The 15,660-nt window shown below is 63.8% G+C and carries 17 protein-coding genes; 2 read left to right on the top strand and 15 right to left on the bottom strand.

The window, feature by feature from the left end; translation table 11 throughout:
• Positions 1 to 85 precede the first annotated feature (85 nt).
• The 10 genes from VNM24_06910 to VNM24_06955 are packed head-to-tail and all read right to left on the bottom strand — an operon-like array spanning position 86 to position 9,757.
• Positions 86 to 757: an isoprenylcysteine carboxylmethyltransferase family protein gene (locus VNM24_06910; GenBank protein ID HWQ38329.1), complete on the bottom strand. Its 672-nt coding sequence runs from the start codon at positions 755 to 757 to the stop codon at positions 86 to 88.
• Positions 754 to 990 carry a DUF2933 domain-containing protein gene (locus VNM24_06915; protein HWQ38330.1) on the bottom strand — a complete coding sequence of 79 codons (237 nt, stop codon included), beginning with the start codon at positions 988 to 990 and terminating at the stop codon, positions 754 to 756. Before VNM24_06915 ends, VNM24_06910 begins: the two co-directional genes overlap by 4 nt.
• Positions 983 to 1,726, bottom strand: coding sequence for a lycopene cyclase domain-containing protein (locus VNM24_06920; protein HWQ38331.1), 744 nt, complete (start codon positions 1,724 to 1,726; stop codon positions 983 to 985). The genes VNM24_06915 and VNM24_06920 overlap by 8 nt, the downstream gene beginning before the upstream one ends.
• Positions 1,726 to 4,122: a heavy metal translocating P-type ATPase gene (locus VNM24_06925; GenBank protein HWQ38332.1), complete on the bottom strand. Its 2,397-nt coding sequence runs from the start codon at positions 4,120 to 4,122 to the stop codon at positions 1,726 to 1,728. Before VNM24_06925 ends, VNM24_06920 begins: the two co-directional genes overlap by 1 nt.
• An 11-nt stretch (positions 4,123 to 4,133) precedes the next feature.
• Positions 4,134 to 5,804: an AarF/UbiB family protein gene (locus VNM24_06930; GenBank protein HWQ38333.1), complete on the bottom strand. Its 1,671-nt coding sequence runs from the start codon at positions 5,802 to 5,804 to the stop codon at positions 4,134 to 4,136.
• Positions 5,801 to 6,271: a hypothetical protein gene (locus tag VNM24_06935; GenBank protein ID HWQ38334.1), complete on the bottom strand. Its 471-nt coding sequence runs from the start codon at positions 6,269 to 6,271 to the stop codon at positions 5,801 to 5,803. Before VNM24_06935 ends, VNM24_06930 begins: the two co-directional genes overlap by 4 nt.
• A gap of 56 nt (positions 6,272 to 6,327) precedes the next feature.
• Positions 6,328 to 6,672, bottom strand: coding sequence for a hypothetical protein (locus VNM24_06940; GenBank protein ID HWQ38335.1), 345 nt, complete (start codon positions 6,670 to 6,672; stop codon positions 6,328 to 6,330).
• Between the two features lie 40 nt (positions 6,673 to 6,712).
• The gene (locus VNM24_06945) at positions 6,713 to 7,144 is read right to left on the bottom strand and encodes a hypothetical protein (GenBank protein HWQ38336.1); all 432 of its coding nucleotides are present in this window, start codon (positions 7,142 to 7,144) and stop codon (positions 6,713 to 6,715) included.
• A gap of 8 nt (positions 7,145 to 7,152) precedes the next feature.
• Positions 7,153 to 7,593, bottom strand: coding sequence for a Cu(I)-responsive transcriptional regulator (cueR, locus tag VNM24_06950; protein HWQ38337.1), 441 nt, complete (start codon positions 7,591 to 7,593; stop codon positions 7,153 to 7,155).
• 1 nt (position 7,594) lies between these two features.
• On the bottom strand, positions 7,595 to 9,757 hold the full coding sequence (locus VNM24_06955; GenBank protein ID HWQ38338.1) for a heavy metal translocating P-type ATPase: 2,163 nt from the start codon (positions 9,755 to 9,757) through the stop codon (positions 7,595 to 7,597).
• Between the two features lie 110 nt (positions 9,758 to 9,867).
• Between VNM24_06955 and VNM24_06960 the strand changes: the two genes are divergently transcribed.
• Positions 9,868 to 10,077: a heavy-metal-associated domain-containing protein gene (locus tag VNM24_06960; protein ID HWQ38339.1), complete on the top strand. Its 210-nt coding sequence runs from the start codon at positions 9,868 to 9,870 to the stop codon at positions 10,075 to 10,077.
• Between the two features lie 179 nt (positions 10,078 to 10,256).
• On the opposite strand, the gene VNM24_06965 is transcribed toward VNM24_06960, so the two are convergent.
• Genes VNM24_06965 through VNM24_06980 form a run of 4 tightly spaced genes read right to left on the bottom strand, consistent with a single transcriptional unit; the run spans position 10,257 to position 13,484 of the window.
• Positions 10,257 to 11,015 (bottom strand): hypothetical protein, encoded by a 759-nt coding sequence (locus VNM24_06965; protein HWQ38340.1) that lies wholly within the window; start codon positions 11,013 to 11,015, stop codon positions 10,257 to 10,259.
• Positions 11,016 to 11,021: 6 nt separating this feature from the next.
• Positions 11,022 to 11,633 (bottom strand): dCTP deaminase, encoded by a 612-nt coding sequence (gene dcd / locus VNM24_06970; GenBank protein HWQ38341.1) that lies wholly within the window; start codon positions 11,631 to 11,633, stop codon positions 11,022 to 11,024.
• Positions 11,630 to 12,994: a hypothetical protein gene (locus VNM24_06975; protein HWQ38342.1), complete on the bottom strand. Its 1,365-nt coding sequence runs from the start codon at positions 12,992 to 12,994 to the stop codon at positions 11,630 to 11,632. Before VNM24_06975 ends, dcd begins: the two co-directional genes overlap by 4 nt.
• A gap of 28 nt (positions 12,995 to 13,022) precedes the next feature.
• Positions 13,023 to 13,484: a hypothetical protein gene (locus VNM24_06980; GenBank protein ID HWQ38343.1), complete on the bottom strand. Its 462-nt coding sequence runs from the start codon at positions 13,482 to 13,484 to the stop codon at positions 13,023 to 13,025.
• A 287-nt stretch (positions 13,485 to 13,771) separates the two neighbouring features.
• Here VNM24_06980 and VNM24_06985 point away from each other — a divergent pair, with 287 nt between their 5' ends.
• Positions 13,772 to 14,251, top strand: coding sequence for a hypothetical protein (locus VNM24_06985; protein HWQ38344.1), 480 nt, complete (start codon positions 13,772 to 13,774; stop codon positions 14,249 to 14,251).
• Here VNM24_06985 and VNM24_06990 read toward each other — a convergent pair.
• Positions 14,248 to 15,591: a hypothetical protein gene (locus tag VNM24_06990; protein ID HWQ38345.1), complete on the bottom strand. Its 1,344-nt coding sequence runs from the start codon at positions 15,589 to 15,591 to the stop codon at positions 14,248 to 14,250. The genes VNM24_06985 and VNM24_06990 overlap by 4 nt on opposite strands.
• Positions 15,592 to 15,660 lie beyond the last annotated feature (69 nt).

Genomic DNA, 15,660 nt, shown 5'->3' on the forward strand with positions numbered 1-15,660 from the left:
TCGATCGTGCGGCCCTGCGAGTTCACGCCGGGCAGCTCCTCCACGAAGCCGACATAGCCGTCGTTGACCCTCAGGAACACGGCGGTCAGTGAGATTCGTGGCTGCTCCATTCGCGCCTCCCATTGAGTCGAGGAAAGAATGCCGGCACGCGTTCCCGGTACCGGCGGTAGTCGTCGCCGAACTGCTCCACCATGTCGGCCTCCTCCCGCTTGGCGAGGTGCGCGTACATGAAGACCAGGATCGGGAACATCACGAGCGTGACCAGCGTCGGCCATTGCAGCAGGAAGCCGAACATGATCAGGACGAAGCCGATGTACTGCGGATGGCGCACGCGCGCATAGGCACCCGTGGTCGCCAGCCGCCCGTTGCGCTGCGCCTCGTAGAGCACCTTCCACGCCGAGGCGAGCAGCCAGAAGCCGGCGACGATAAAGACGCTGCTCAGGAGATGGAACGGCCCGAAATGGGGGTTTGCCTTCCAGCCCAGGAGCATCTCGAGGAGGTGGCCCGCATCGTGCGACAGCCAGTCGACGCCGGGGAAGCGGCTCGAGAGCCAGCCGGAGAACAGATAGATGGTCAGGGGAAAGCCGTACATCTCCGTGAACAGCGCAACGAGGAACGCCGAGAAGGCGCCGAACGATCGCCAGTCGCGCCGGCTCCTGGGCTGGTAGAAGCTGAACGCGAAGATGATGAATACCAGCGAGTTGATGATCACCAGCGACCACAGCCCGTAGGCCTGCATCTGGCTGGAGTCGCTCATCGGCCGCCCCCTTCCTTGTCGTCTTTACCGTGGCCCCCGTGCCCGCCGTGTCCGTGGAAGAGATGCAGCAGCGGGCAGGCGAGAAGCAGCGCGAACGGCAGATACTGGATCGTGTGTGCCCAGTGCTCGGTGACGAGGAAGTAGCCCGCGATGAGGAGGAAACCCCCGAAGACCCAGCGGCCATAGCCGCTCCCTCCTCGCGAGGATTGGTTGTGTTGCGAGTGATCAGCCATGTTGGCCTCTTTGGAAAGGATCAAGGGACTCGGAAACGCGGCGCGGCGCCGGTTGCTTCCAGGTGAAGTGCTCATAGATGCCTGCCCAGTACGTGCCGAACGAGAAGCCGAACGCGAGCTCCTCGAGCGGGATGCCGAAAACCAACACCCCGGACAGCGCAGGCAGGTTCCAGACCTGCTGTATGTAGCCGGGCGCGAAGACGACCAGCATCACCATGAAGACCGCATAGAGGCCGAGGAAGAGCAGGCCGCCAACCACCGTCCTGCGTCCGAGGTCCGGACGGCACAGGACGTTGGCGACGGCGCCGAGCGCGAGCGCCGCGATGCCGGCGTAGATCGGATTCCAGGGCAGGACGTAGAGAAGCGGAAAAGCGAGGTAGGGAATCGTCAGCGCCAGAGCATGCAGGCGATGGCGCGCGAGGTCGCGCTCGGCGGGGGCGGGAGTCCGTGCCTCTCGGCGCGAGAAGGCTTCGTAGAGAACCGAGGCGATGCCGCCGATCGCGAAGCAGAAGACGAGGCTTTCGAGGTCGAGGCCGGTGCGCTGCGCCAGGTCAAAGACGGTGGGCGGGTTCCAGTAGCGCGGCACGAAGATCGGCTCGGTGAGCCCGAGGAGGCTGGTCGCGGCGCTCACGCGAAGCATGCGGCGCCTCAGCCCTGGCGACATGGCATAAAGGACCGCCCACGGCACGAGAAAAGCAGCCGCCCAGAAGAGCCAGACGTAGCGGTATTCCGGCATCACAGCCTCACCCGCCGCAAGCGCAGCGCGTTGGTGACCACCGAGACCGAACTCAGCGCCATCGCCGCACCGGCGAAGATCGGCGAGAGCAGCACGCCGAAGAAGGGATAGAGCACGCCCGCGGCGATCGGCACGCCGAGCGCGTTATAGACGAAGGCGAAGAAGAGGTTCTGCTTCACGTTGCGCATGGTGGCGTGCGAGAGGCGGATCGCCTTGGCGATGCCGCGCAGGTCGCCCTTCACCAGCGTGACGCTGCCGCTCTCAATCGCCACGTCGGTGCCCGTGCCCATGGCGATGCCGACGTTCGCCTGCGCGAGGGCCGGCGCGTCGTTGATGCCGTCGCCGGCCATGGCGACCGCGCGACCGGCCGCCTGCAGCGCCTTGATCTTCTCGACCTTCTGCTCGGGAAGCACCTCGCCGATGACCTCATCGATGCCGAGCTGGCGGCCGACCGCCTCGGCAGTCTTGCGCGAGTCGCCGGAGAGCATGACGATGGCGACGCCCTGGTCCTTGAGCATCTTCACCGCCTCTGCGGTGGTGTCCTTGATCGGATCGGCGACGGCGATCACCGCCGCGACGCGCCCGTCGATCGCCGCGAACATCGCGGTCTTGCCCGCTGCGCGCAGGGTTTCCGCCTTCGCGGCGAGCGCCGCCGACACGCCGCCGAAGCTTTCCATGAAGCGGCGGTTGCCGACGGAGACGCGCCGGCCGTCGACGGTTCCTTGCACGCCCTGCCCTGTAACCGAGTCGAAGTTGTCGACCGGCCCGAGCGCGACGCCCCGCGCTTCGGCGCCCTTGACGATCGCCTGCGCGAGCGGGTGCTCGCTCGCCCGCTCCAGGCTGGCGATGGCGCGCAGCGCATCGTTGTCCGCAATTCCTTCCGTCGCGAGATCCGTCAGCTCGGGCCGTCCCAGGGTCAGCGTGCCGGTCTTGTCGACGACCAGCGTATTCACGTCGCGCAGTTTTTCCACCGCCTCGGCGTTGCGGAAGAGGATGCCGTTGAGCGCCCCCTGCCCCATCGCCACGGTGATCGAAATCGGCGTGGCGAGGCCGACCGCGCACGGGCAGGCGATGATCAGCACCGCCACCGCGTTGACTACGGCGTAGACGATCGCCGGCTGCGGGCCGAAGAAGCCCCAGATGATGGCGGTGACGATCGCGATGACGACCACCGTTTGCACGAAGTAGGCGGCGACGAGGTCGGCCAGGCGCTGCACCGGCGCGCGCGTGCGCTGCGCCTGGGCCACCATGTGCACGATCTGCGCGAGCAGCGTCTCGGCGCCGATCTTCTCGGCGCACACGACGAGCGTGCCCTTGCCGTTGATGGTGGCGCCCGTGACGCGGTCTCCGGGCTTCTTGGGCACGGGGACCGGCTCGCCGGTGATCATGGACTCGTCGACGTTCGACGAGCCTTCGAGGCAGACGCCGTCGATGGGCACCTTCTCGCCCGGGCGCACGCGCAGCTTGTCGCCCACCTTTACCTCGGCAAGCGGCACCTCGCGTTCGGTGCCGTCGGGATTTATGCGCAGCGCGGTGTTCGGCGCGAGCGCGAGGAGCTGCTTGATCGCCTGGCTCGTCTGTCCGAGCGCGCGCAGCTGCATCACCTCGCCGAGCAGCACGAGCGTGACGATGACCGCTGCCGCCTCGAAGTACGCGCCGACCAGGCCGCCGTGGCTGCGAAACTCCTGAGGGAAGATCCCGGGCAGGAACACCGCGGCGATGCTGAAGAGGTAGGCGAGCGCGACGCCCAGCCCGATCAGCGTGTACATGTTCGGGCTGCGGTTTTTCAACGAGCGCCAGAACTTCTCGAAAAACGGCCACCCGCTCCACAACACGACCGGCGTGCCGAGGAGGAACTCCAGGTAGGCGCGGGTGTGCGGCGCCAGCCCGAAAGGCTGCTCGACGCCGAAGTAAGGTCCCATGGCGATGAACACGAGCGGCACGCTGAGCACGGCCCCGACCCAGAACCTCCGCGTCATGTCGCGCAGCTCTGCGTTCTCCTCCTCCGCCTGAGCGCCCGCCACCGGCACGAGCGCCATGCCGCACTTGGGGCAGCTGCCCGGTCGGTCGCTGCGAATCTCCGGGTGCATTGGGCAGGTGTACTCGGCCGCCACTGGCGCAGCAGGAACCATCGGCACCAGAGCCATGCCGCACTTCGGGCACGAGCCGGGACCGACCTGCACGACCTCAGGATGCATCGGGCAGGTGTACTTGGCGCTCGTCGGTGCCGCGACCGGCGCTGCGGCGTTGGCCGAGTCGGCGTACTTCGCCGGCTCGGCCTTGAACTTGGCGAGGCAATGCTTCGAGCAGAAGAGGTAGGTCTTTCCCTGGTAGTCGAAGCTGCCGGCCGCCTTTGCCGGATCGACGGTCATGCCGCAGACGGGGTCGGTCGTCATGTCCTGGTTCCTCAGAGTTTTCCTGACTTGAGCGCAATCACGGCCCACGCGACGCCGAGCGCGCCGGCGAAGACGAAACCGATGATGCCGAGCAGCGGCACGCCTTCGAGATGCGGCCCGGCATGCGAGCCGATGACGATCGCCGAGCCCACCACGATCGCGGCGATGATCAGCGCGAAGGCGAGCCGGTTGCTCGCATGCAGGAGATGCCGCTCGAGGCTGCCGCCGCTCTGGTGGCGGATGTCGAAGAGCGGCTCGCCGCGCTCCAGGCGCCCCAGCAGCCGGCGCAGCGCGAGCGGCGTTTCGCGCCCGACATGGCCGACCGCGCTCGCGAGGCGGTAGAGCTCCGCAACGTTGGAGAGGTCGGGCTGGGGGAGCAAGGCGTGCTTGAGGAGCCGCGGGCTGTAGGCGCGGAAGGCTTCCAGGGAGCTGAACGCCGGATCGAGGTCGCGCACCAGCGCCTCCAGCTCGGCGAAGGCGCGCACGAGAAGCGCGGTCTCGCGCAGCAGCCGGATGTGGTGCTCGCGGCCCAGGCGCACGAAGGCGTGCATGATGGCGCTGAAGGACTGCCTCCCCGCTCCTGATTCGCGGTAATACCGATCGAGCGCCGCGCCGAGATCGCGCGTGAACGCCGCGCGATCGAGCTCGCGCGTTGCGCCGCCCATGCCGAGATAGGCGCTCGCCACCCATCCCGCGTCCCGGGCCATCACCGCGAGGAAGAGCTCGCGCAGGCTCTCCTGCACGCGCGGCGGCAGCTCCCCGAGCGCGCCGAAGTCGTGGAAGCACAGTCGGCCGTCGGGCAGCGCGAACACATTGCCGGGGTGCGGATCGGCATGGAAGACCCCGTGCTCGAACACCTGCTTGAGGAAGAGCTGCATCAGCAGGCGCGCCGTTTCCACGTTTCTCTGCCGGTCGGCGGGGCCAGCGTCCAGGCGGTGACCGGGGCTGTGCTCCATGGTCAGCACGCGCTTCCCGGTCGCCTGCCAGAAGACTCTGGGCACGAAGACCGTGGGCTCGCCGCGGTTCAGCTCGGCGAAGCGCTCGGCGTTGCGGCCTTCCCGCTCGAAATCCAGCTCGCCGCGCAAGGTGTCCGCGAGCTCCTCCACCAGGTCTGGCAGATTGAACGCCCGGATCGTAGGAATCATGGTGCCGCCAAGGCGCGCAAGGCGGCGCAGCACCGAGATATCGGCCTCGACGGTGGCCGCTATTCCGGGCCGCTGCACCTTGACGATCACGGAGGTGCCGTCGTGGAGCGTCGCGCAGTGCACCTGCGCCATGGAAGCCGCTGCCATGGGCTCGTCGTCGAAGGTGGCGTAGAGCTGCTCGAGCGGCCTGCCAGAGTCTTCCTCGATGATCCGGCGCGCGGCCTGCGCCGGAAAGGAAGCCGCCTTCTCGTGCAGCTTGCCAAGCTCGGCGACGAGGTCCTCGGGGAAGAGGTCGGTGCGTCCAGCCATCATCTGGCCGAGCTTCACGAAGGTGGGGCCGAGCTCCTCCAGCGCTTCGCGGAAACGCACCGCGTCGCTCCTCGGTGCGCCCGCCTCGCCGGAATCGGCATGCCGCCCGAAGCCGAGACGTTCCGCGTACCGGCCCCAGCCCTTGGCGGCCGCGATCCTGGCGATGGCAGCGAAGCGCGCGAGCTCCGCCGGCGGCACGGGTGCCTCGAGCGGCGGTCGGGCGTTCATCGCCGGCCCTCCGGCGAGACACGGTGCTCGAAGTCCGCCGAAGCGACGTCCTGTACGCCGGGCCTTCGCGCTTCGAATCGCAGCTTGTAGATGCCCGGAGCGCCCAGCGAGAAAAAGCCGCCGAAGCTTGGCTGACCGGCAATCATCATCGGCTCGAGCCGCCTGGTCACCGCCGCGCCGCCGAGCAGCGAGACCGTGGCCGTTACCTCCGCCCGCGCGATGCGCTCGCCTTTCGCGGCATCGAAGAGCGCGACGACCACGTGACTCGCTCCTCTTGGGGCGGCGCCGCCGTGCATCTGGCGCTCGGGGTGCTTGTCCGGATGGGCAAGGACGACCTGCGCCGGCACCACTCCGTAGTGGAAGACGACCTCGCGCCCCGCCTCGCGAAGGGCATGAACAGGCTCGGCGACGACCCGGTTGGCCGCGAAGATCAGTAGAACCAGCAAGAACCAGAACCCAGACTTCATTGCGAATCCCTAAAGAAGGTGACCTGCAAACCGGCAAAGCGCGGCTGCAGGGACTTCTAGATCAGGATTCGCGCCGAGCGGGCGTGGTATGGCCGCGTGAGCGGAGGACGATCAGGCGGGATCGCGCGAGCCGGCCAGGCTATTCCGCGCCATTCCGGTGACCAGGCAATCGGCACAGGGCCGAGGACGGGCGGCTCGAAGCCGGACGGCAATGCGGCTGGCGAGACGGGATTCCCATCATTGAGCGTCGCGCAGCATCCCTGCTCATGAATGTCGCCCGGCAGCTCGTACGCATCGCAGATCGGGCTTGCCAGCGCCACCGTCACGGCAAGAAGCGCCAGCACGGCGAAGAAGCCCTTGGCAAGCCGCTGCAGCGTCAGGAACCCGGTTACTGTGCCCATCGCGACGTAGCTTCCGCTATTCTGGCATATGGGATTTGACTTAGATCAACCGACCGAGCTTGGTGCGGCGCACCGCGAAAAGGGTCAGGGTCGGAATCGCGAGCCATTGGAAAAGCGGCGCGAGGCCGATGCCGAAAAGCTGAGGCATGGCAGGGGCGTACTCCCAAGAGCCCCGCACCGAGACGTTCAACCATTCGCTGAAGGCGGTGTAGGCCATCCCCACCGCGACGGCGGCGGCAAGACCTGTGCCGGGCCGCTCGAGCGGCCACCCCCCGCTCCTGGCAACGAGCCCTGCCGCGAGATAGGTGGCCGCCGAGATGAGAAGGTCTCCCGCCGTGCAATGCCCCACGGCGAACGCAATCGTCGCAAGATCGCCCTCGCGATAAATCGTATAGAGCGGAAGCTGCGCGATCTCCCAGACGAGGTGCAGCACGGCGGAGAACCCGAGCCACCGCAGGAAGACCGAGAGCACCCGGGCCCTCAACGTTCGGCCAGCTCATCGAGAATCGGGCACTCCGGACGGTGATCGCCATGGCAATGGCGCATCAGGTGCTCCAGGGTGTGGATCATCGTCTTCAGCTCGGCAAGCTTGTGCTTCAGCTCGCCGACATGCTTTCCTGCGATCCGCTTCACGGCGGCGCTCGAGCGCGACTTGTTCTGCCACAGTCCAAGCAGCTCGCGGATGTCTTCCATCGAGAACCCGAGATCGCGCGAGCGCCGGATGAAGCGGAGCGTGTGCACGTCGCTGGCACTGTATATGCGGTAGTTGGCGAATGTTCGAGCCACGTTGGGCAGGAGCCCAATGGCTTCGTAGTGTCGGATCATCTTTATCGACACCCCGCTCTCTTTCGAAGCCCGCCCGATGTCCATCCACCCGCGCTCGATCGCGGCGGCGTGCTCCAGCGTTTCCATCTTTCCCATATCAGTCCTCCATGGGCCTCCAGCGCTTGAGCAGCAGGGTGTTCGCCACCACGCTTACGCTCGAGAGCGCCATCGCGGCGCCAGCGATTACCGGGGTCAGCACGCCAAGCGCCGCGAGCGGGATGCCGACCATGTTGTAGACGAAGGCCCAGAACAGGTTCTGGCGGATCTTCGCGTAAGTGCGGCGGGAGATATCGAGCGCTGCGGCCACGAGCCGGGGGTCGCTGCGCATGAGGGTGATCCCGGCCGCATGCATCGCCACGTCGGTGCCGCTGCCCATGGCGATACCCAGGTCGGCGGAAGCCAGCGCCGGCGCGTCGTTCACGCCATCGCCCACCATGGCCACCTTGCCCCCGTCCTTCCTGAGTGCTTCGACGGCTTCTGCCTTTTCTGCGGGCAGCACCTCGGCCCGCACATCGACGATGCCCATGCGCCGCGCTACGGCGTCGGCGGCGCGCCGATTGTCTCCCGTCAGCATGATGGCACGCACGCGCCGTTGCGCAAGCCGACGGACGGCTTCGCTCGCTTCCGGCCGCGGTTCGTCGCCGAATCCCATCAGCGCGAGAACAGCCGGCTTCCCGGTGAGATCGGCCAGCCACGACACGCTCTGCCCCGACCCCTCGAGTCGCGCCGCATGGTCCTCCAGAGCCGTCGTATCGGCCCCCAGCTCTCGCATCCAGCGGGTGGAGCCGATGGCGAGACGCCGACCTGCCGCGCTGCCTTCGATCCCGCGCCCGGGAACTGCCCGCACGTCCTGCACTTCGTTCAAAAGCAGCCCTGCGGCTGCGCCCGAGACTGCCTTGGCAAGCGGATGCTCGCTGCCCTCCTGCAGCGAGGCGGCGAGCGCGAGGGCCGTTCGCTCGTCCGTGCCCGTCGCTTTGAAAGTCGTGAGTACCGGCTTGCCGGCCGTCAACGTTCCGGTCTTGTCAAAAGCGACCGAAGTGACGGCGTGCGCGGTCTCCAAAGCCTCCGCATCCTTGATGAGGATTCCATGCCGAGCTGCGATCCCGGTGCCGGCCATGATGGCGGTGGGCGTCGCCAAGCCCAGCGCGCAAGGACAGGCGATCACGAGAACCGCCACGGCATTGAGAAGCGCCTGCTCCCAGTATCCCGTCGCAAAGCCCCAGCCGGCGAGCGTCGCCACTGCGATGACCAGCACCACGGGCACGAACACCGCGCTTACGCGATCCACGAGCTTCTGGATCGGCGCCTTCTTCGCCTGGGCGCTCTCCACGAGATCGATAATGCGGGCAAGCACGGATTGGGCGCCTACTGCGGTGACGGCCACTGCGATCAGGCCTTCGCCGTTCACCGCGCCACCGGTCACCTTGTCGCCCGGCCCTTTCGCGACCGGCAGAGATTCTCCAGTGAGCATCGATTCATCGGCGTGCGTGCGCCCTTCGAGAACCTCGCCGTCCACTGGAATGCGCTCGCCCGGGCGTACGACCACGATTTCGCCCGTGGCGACCCGCTCCACCGGGACCTCGACCTCCGCTCCCGCCCGCCGCACCCGCGCCGTTTCCGGGCGCAGCGCTTGCAGCGCGCGAATGGCCTCCGTCGTCTGGCGCTTTGCGCGCCCCTCCAGCCATTTGCCGAGCAGGACGAGCGTAATCACCGCTGCGCCCGCTTCGAAGTAGAGGTGCGGCATGCCGTGGCCCGCGTGCGCAATGAGCAGGTAGAGCGAAAGGCCGTAAGCCGCGCTCGTCCCCAGCGCGACCAAGAGGTCCATGTTCCCCGTACGGGCACGCAGCGCCTTCCAGCCCGCCTTGTAGAAGCGCGCGCCAAGCCAGAACTGCACCGGCGTTGCGAGAACGAGCTGCAGCCATCCCGGCAACATCCAATCGAAGCCGAACGCACCGCCAGCCATCGGGGCCAGCAGCGGCACGGTGAGCGCCGCCGCGATGGCAACCGGCCACCAGCTCCTGTCCTTCGCCGGCTTGGGCGCCGCAACCAGGCGCGCGTCATAGCCAGCGTCCCGCACGGCGGCGACAAGCGACTCCGGCGAGGCGCCTTCGGCGAGGTTTACCGTGGCTGTCTCGGTCGCAAGGTTCACTTCGGCGCTACCCACGCCCGGGACACTGTTGAGCGCCTTTTCGACCCGTGCCACGCACGAGGCGCAGGTCATGCCTTCGATAGGCAGCTTGATGAGGTTGGCTGTTTTCATGGTGCGGCAAGCCTAAACCCTACCCTTATGGAAGGGTCAAGCGCTTGACCTTACCACCATGGGAAGGCGGATGCTTTTGCCATGCCCGGTTGGGCAGCCAAGGAGACGCCATGTATCAGTTCAACGTACCCGATATGGCGTGCGACCACTGCGTCAGCACGATTACCAAGGTGGTGAAGTCCGAGGACCCGAAGGCGAAGGTCGCGATCAACGTGGGGCAGCACCTGGTCAAGGTCGAGTCTGCGCTTTCCCAGGACGAGATCGCCCGGCAGATCGCCGAAGCGGGGTATACGCCAACTCCCGCCGGCGAGCTTGACTAGCCAGTGCAAACCACCGGGGCGTTGCAGTTAATTGCAAATCACGTCAACAGCTACAAGCCTCGATAATTGAGGATTATCGTTTCTTAGACATTCTCGACGGCCATATCTTGGGTCCTACGTGCCGTCCGCGACGACTCCAGGCTGCGCAATGCCGTTAGTCGTCGACTATTAGTCGCCCACTATTCACTCGGCGGCGTGTCGTTCACTTTCAAGTACGCCATCATGGTGGGCTGCGAGCTGATTAAGGCATTAATCTCATCGCATTGAGCCTCGAGTTGCTCAGGAAATGCAATCCAAAGGAGCGACAATACTGCAACGGCCGTCTCGAAGCACGCGAGAAGAGCTCGACGGGTTTCGAAACCATCGGAGGAATGCAAGAACGCTAGTGACATCTCAGTGCGCCTGTCGTCCACTTCATTCAGGCTGATATGCGGAAAGACAGCCCTCATGTTTGGATGAGCACCCAAGTCGATGGAAGCGCTGTATGCATAGTCGATGTGCAAAGCGAAATCCGCGTCGCATTCCTTTAGATTCGTGAGGCAATTTCCGTAGGAGAAAGCGGCTCTGCAGGCCCGCCGAGCTTCTTCGCTCTCGTGCCGACGAATCCATACATCGACGAGTTCCGGCTTCTTGACCATCAAGAGAGCGTAAAGAGCGCTTTCCACGCAGACACGCAAGCCTGGATAGACCGATGCGATATGCCCAGCAACAGCACCGCGTACAGCACCAAGCAGGCTTGCGTGACCCTGGAGCGCTAGGACGAGTGGGACGGGTGGGGCTGAAATCGGCTCCGTTTTGACGAGATTCCGGAAGACCCGATGCGCTCTCCCGATGAGATCGAGAGCTGATGACCACTGCAGGGTTGTCTCTTCCGCAATTCCGTCGGCGAGCTTCAAGAAATACCGAAGATCGTCCTCATCGCCGTCGAAGGAGGACATCGGCCGTCAGGTCTTCTCTTCAGGTTTCTTCGTCCAGAATTGTCGGTCGCGTTCCTCCAGCATCTTGCTATGCGAGGTGCTGGGCCCGGGCTGGGTCGCGAAGGCGCCCTTGTATGCATCACCCTGCTCACAGGAAAAAACGACGAACTGAGCAACCCGTAGTCCCGGATAAAGCACGAACGGGACCTCGCCGGTATTGACGAGTTCAAGGGTGATGCAACCGGCGAACCCAGGATGTACGGCGACCGCAGTAGCGACGATCAGACCCGCACGGCCCCAGGATGAGCGGGAGGTGACATATCCCGCCAGGTGCGCGGGCAACCTAAACCATTCCATAGTAGCCGCCAAGACGAGCTCGTTAGGATGGAGCACGAAAGTCTGGTGCAACTCCACATAATTTCGGTGCTCGTACCGCCGCCTTTGCTCCTCCTTAATCTGGCCTGGGTCGATCACCTGCAGGTTCCCGCGCCGCGTGGTAATGAATTCGTGACCGAGCCGAATGTCGATGGATCCGGGACCGACTTGATCCTCCACGAAGATGGGCGTGACCACGAGCCGCTGGCTAAGCTGGGGTTCATTCATCGCCTCAAGCAGCGCGTATTTACCGAGTATGCTCATTCGGCCTGATAACGCTCCTTTAGCAGGATTCCTTCAACCGCCCTCAAGGCAAGCTGATTGACCTTTTGCTGGTCCTTTAGCCCAAGCGGCTCGCCCTCTCTGGTTTTGCCGTTGATGATGTAGAACCAGCTTGCATTAAACGCGGAACCCCAGCTAGCAGGCTTCAGCGTCGCGAAGGTCCCAATTTCGTTTGGCGGCAGATCAAGTGAGATTCTTTCTACGAGCTCTGGAACTTCGCGCTTCATGAGTTCGCTTGTGTATAGGATCGCCTTGATTCTTTCCCTGGCGTATTTCTTCGCTTCGGAAAGTGAGCTCCGAATCCACTCATACGCAGCCGAGCGCGTCGGGTCCTTTTCTAGCGCTGTAACATCAGTACGCTCCTTCGTGAGTGAGCGCATGTGCTCCAGCCATTCAGTGACTGCCGGGAAGGCATTAATCTCGCCCGGTGCCTTGACCAGTTCGGTCATGGCGCTCATGTAGCCGTCGTCTTGCAGAACTTCCAAACTGAAGCGTAGGCGATATCGGCTGGGCGGGTAGTAGAAGGGCCCCTGTGGTGGCCGGTCGAGCTCCTGCTGTGAAAAGATCGTGAAAGATGCAAACAGAGCGCTCGGGCCGAAAAGGAGCAGGCCAACGTAGTCTGAGATCAACTCCTCTAGGCCACGTTGCCAGTAAGTTCGCAGCATCTCCCCTTGACGCTGAAGCTCCGTAACAAGCGCCACTTGATCGTTCTTGTGCTGCTGCCGGATAGCCTTGGCGATTGGCTCAAAGGCCCGGTTGAACTCATTGCCGAACTCTTTCTTTCTTGACGCTTCCTCCAAGAACCGGAAGGCAATGAGATGCCCGACTTCGTGCCCAAAAACGGGGTGCAGCAATGTCGAGTCCCGTTCGATGCGTGGGAAGGCGATTAGAAAAATGGGCTCCTTTAACTGGATTGCGGCGAGATCCTCCTTGGTAAAGAGATGCGTGACCGATCGGTAGATCTGAACCGTGAGATCGACGATCGTGTAGTTGTAAGTTGTTTGCGGCGCCGCGATGAGCTTGCACGGCCCGTCGTGGATGCGCCTGAAGATAAGCAGGTCCTCGAGTACCCTTACGAGTCCACGGGGGGTCTGTTCCGAGTGCGCATTGTCGAAAATGGATAGAAGCTTTTGGTACTCAAAAACAAGTTTGATGACGAGCCGGCAGGTCCGCTCATCCCCGCCGCTTAGTTTGCTTTCGACGAGGGTAAGAATCCGGCATAAATGTTCAATGACTTCCCCAGGCGTCGGCGCTGGGAAATCGCGGGCCTCGAGTTCTAGGAAACGCTCCCGCAGTCCTGCGATTAGAACCGACGCACGGGCCCGGTAATGCTCAGCGTTCATACCGAGCGAGCATACCGGGTTCGCTGATTTAACGCGAAAAAGCCTCTATCCCCTCACCGCGTACCCCGGGCCCTAACACCGGGGCCTCTTGCTCCAGCATGGAAGAAACGTAGGCGTATAACGCGTCGAAGAACTGCCTGAAGATCTGAATCTGCCTCCTCTCATTCTCTGTGAGGGGGACCTTCCGACCTTGGAGGTGTTTGGAGACAGTTTCTGCCGTCTCCGAGAATATTTGGCTGATCTCCCGATCGCCGAAGAGCGTCGCCAGAGTCTTGATTGGATCCATGGCGAGACTCAGGGCATCAAGGGCACCCAAAAGATCCTGGGCCTGGAAATTCTTGGTAGTGAGGTACTCAGCACCGGTCGATATCTTTTTCAGGAACTGCGCAGCTTCATTCAGCGCCTCGATATCGGAACCTGAGAGGGTCTCGTTCTCTTCCAGCAGCTTCGCCGCTTTCTCCGCCCTGGTAGCCAGGAAGCCGTAGCTCAAAAGGCTCGCTTGATGAAGATCAGCGCGCGGAGCACTCATTGGAGATCCGAGGTGGTTGGCTGCAGAGGAAGGGAGTCAACCTTACTGACTCCCCGAGAGACTGAAAAGGGGGGCCTGGACACGCAACTGAATTCGTTCGCGCCGGGCGGGCAAGAGTCTTTGCAGCCATCCCCATTTGGCTCCGCGATTCCCAAGACAACTCAGCGGAGCGGTATTATTGTCCCTGCTTATATTTGCACACCGGCCTTTTGGCGGTCAAGAACTATTTCCCCAGATAGCTCCGCACCGTGGCGACCAAGGCGTCTGAACATTCAGCCGATCTGCCTGCCATCTTCGTAGGCGACGTTGCCCAGCTCGGGAACGACCAGAGACTGCTTTGCCCTGCCGAAGTCCGTCGCGTAGCGAACTGGCTCACAAGAGGGGAGCCGGGCTCTGTGTATGCGGAATTGGCAGAACCACAGCACATCCGCCTTTGGCCCGTGGAGAGCATTTCAAGCCGACTGGAGCGACTTAAGACCGAGCTCGAGGTACATCCGGACTCGGAAGAAATGCTGCGCGCGCTTGCGGATCGTTACCGCCTGATCGCCAAGCATCAAGACGCTCGGGTACGGTTCACCGAGGCGGTACTACTATATCTCGGGGTTACCCCCGGCGATCGACCTTATCTCTACGTCCAGGGAAGCAATCGCAGCGCGGCCATCGACGTTATGTCCCTGCGGCAGCGCGATGCCCTCCAAGCCCGGCACCGCGCGGCTACTGCGATTTAGGCCTTACCGCGGGCTGCTTGGGAGAATCCGAGGTTCGGCCGGCTTCCTGCTTCTCCCATGACGACAATGCGATCGTCGAAAGACCGAAGCGTGGCATCCATCGCAAGCACTGGCCGGCCACCGTGTAGGCATCGGAGGACCTCGCCAATCACTTGGGTCGCCGCCACCACACCAACGAAAGGCGCCCCCACCGTGCGCTCTGCGAGAAGGGTGAGGCCGCACTCATCAAGCCCCGCGTCTTTCAGCGCCTTGTAAGCCGGTTTATCCAGAGGAAGGACCCTTGGGTGACGTCTCGCTTTTCCCCAAATCTCCTTCGCCAAGCGCGGACCGGGGAAGCTGTAGAGACGCATATTGAGATACTCGCTCACGCCCGCGCCGAGGCCTGCATCGATAACCCATGAAAAACCGGCATCCTCGAGCGCCGATCGCGCGCTGGGATTGTCTACCCCGCAAAGAGCGACGGCAGGTTCATGGTCCTGCACCTTTATGTTCTCCCCAAACACGCGCTCGATAAGCGCGGTGCGAAAGCCTTGGCGTTCAGCCCAGTGGGCCATTGCACGTGTTTTGCTCTGGTGGCGCATCGTTTGATTCGTCAGGACCGACGTGCTTTCATTGGCTACATCGAGAGTGTCGAAATCCTGAAGAAAGAGCCGAAGGTCAGCACGATCGACATAGGGCAGGAAACCAAGCGACCATAGGTACGCCTGTCCCAGATGACCCAGCCCGATCAGCCAAAGGTCGTTCGGCAAGAACTCCAGGGCCGGTTCACCAGTGATCTCGGCCAGCCAATTGGTCGCATCGGGCGCCCAGAGTGACTGCCCGATGCCACGCCGCCCCGCTTGCGCAAAGCCGCCGCGCAAATGCTGGAATACCTCCGAAACCGCCAATGCACCAGCAAGAATCCCGGCTAGAGCGATGTCATCGCCAGGCAGAAGCTTATGATCGGAGTCGGCTGGTACAACACCACCGCGCCAGCCAGCCGTAAGGCAACGAACGGCAATAGGCGCCTTTGCGCACAGAGGTAGACCTTCTCCGAACACTATTAGTGGCAGTGAATAATCTTCAGCCTCGCCGGCACGAGCGCCGAGCGCTTTAGCAGCTTCGCCAAGCGTGGCATAGCCGGCGAACGGCACGGAAAGGGGGACGTCGAAGTCACCTTCGATGAAGACGCCCCCGGGCAAGGCACGCCGCCCGGTCACGATGACGGTGAGCAGAGCAGCCTGCATAGCACGGCTCCGCGCCCCGGCGCGACCGAAGTGCACACGCACGGCGTAGCGAGAGAGAAGCTTCTCGGCGTCCTCGATCGATGCCGCGTCGCCTGTATCCATGACGAGCTTCACGATTCGATTCAGCTCAGCGGGGGTGATGTGTGTCTTGGTCACGGTTAGGCCCAGAAGCCGACGTAGAAG

The organism is Burkholderiales bacterium (assembly GCA_035560005.1).
In the GTDB taxonomy this organism is placed as follows: domain Bacteria; phylum Pseudomonadota; class Gammaproteobacteria; order Burkholderiales; family Eutrophovitaceae; genus DASRFY01.

Excerpts from the sequence above, each read along its gene's own strand:
- VNM24_06910 (HWQ38329.1), bottom strand. The coding sequence starts at position 757 with ATGAGCGACTCCAGCCAGATGCAGGCCTACGGGCTGTGGTCGCTGGTG.
- VNM24_06915 (HWQ38330.1), bottom strand. The coding sequence starts at position 990 with ATGGCTGATCACTCGCAACACAACCAATCCTCGCGAGGAGGGAGCGGC.
- VNM24_06920 (HWQ38331.1), bottom strand. The coding sequence starts at position 1,726 with ATGCCGGAATACCGCTACGTCTGGCTCTTCTGGGCGGCTGCTTTTCTC.
- VNM24_06925 (HWQ38332.1), bottom strand. The coding sequence starts at position 4,122 with ATGACGACCGACCCCGTCTGCGGCATGACCGTCGATCCGGCAAAGGCG.
- VNM24_06930 (HWQ38333.1), bottom strand. The coding sequence starts at position 5,804 with ATGAACGCCCGACCGCCGCTCGAGGCACCCGTGCCGCCGGCGGAGCTC.
- VNM24_06935 (HWQ38334.1), bottom strand. The coding sequence starts at position 6,271 with ATGAAGTCTGGGTTCTGGTTCTTGCTGGTTCTACTGATCTTCGCGGCC.
- VNM24_06940 (HWQ38335.1), bottom strand. The coding sequence starts at position 6,672 with ATGGGCACAGTAACCGGGTTCCTGACGCTGCAGCGGCTTGCCAAGGGC.
- cueR (HWQ38337.1), bottom strand. The coding sequence starts at position 7,593 with ATGGGAAAGATGGAAACGCTGGAGCACGCCGCCGCGATCGAGCGCGGG.
- VNM24_06955 (HWQ38338.1), bottom strand. The coding sequence starts at position 9,757 with ATGAAAACAGCCAACCTCATCAAGCTGCCTATCGAAGGCATGACCTGC.
- VNM24_06960 (HWQ38339.1), top strand. The coding sequence starts at position 9,868 with ATGTATCAGTTCAACGTACCCGATATGGCGTGCGACCACTGCGTCAGC.
- VNM24_06965 (HWQ38340.1), bottom strand. The coding sequence starts at position 11,015 with ATGTCCTCCTTCGACGGCGATGAGGACGATCTTCGGTATTTCTTGAAG.
- dcd (HWQ38341.1), bottom strand. The coding sequence starts at position 11,633 with ATGAGCATACTCGGTAAATACGCGCTGCTTGAGGCGATGAATGAACCC.
- VNM24_06975 (HWQ38342.1), bottom strand. The coding sequence starts at position 12,994 with ATGAACGCTGAGCATTACCGGGCCCGTGCGTCGGTTCTAATCGCAGGA.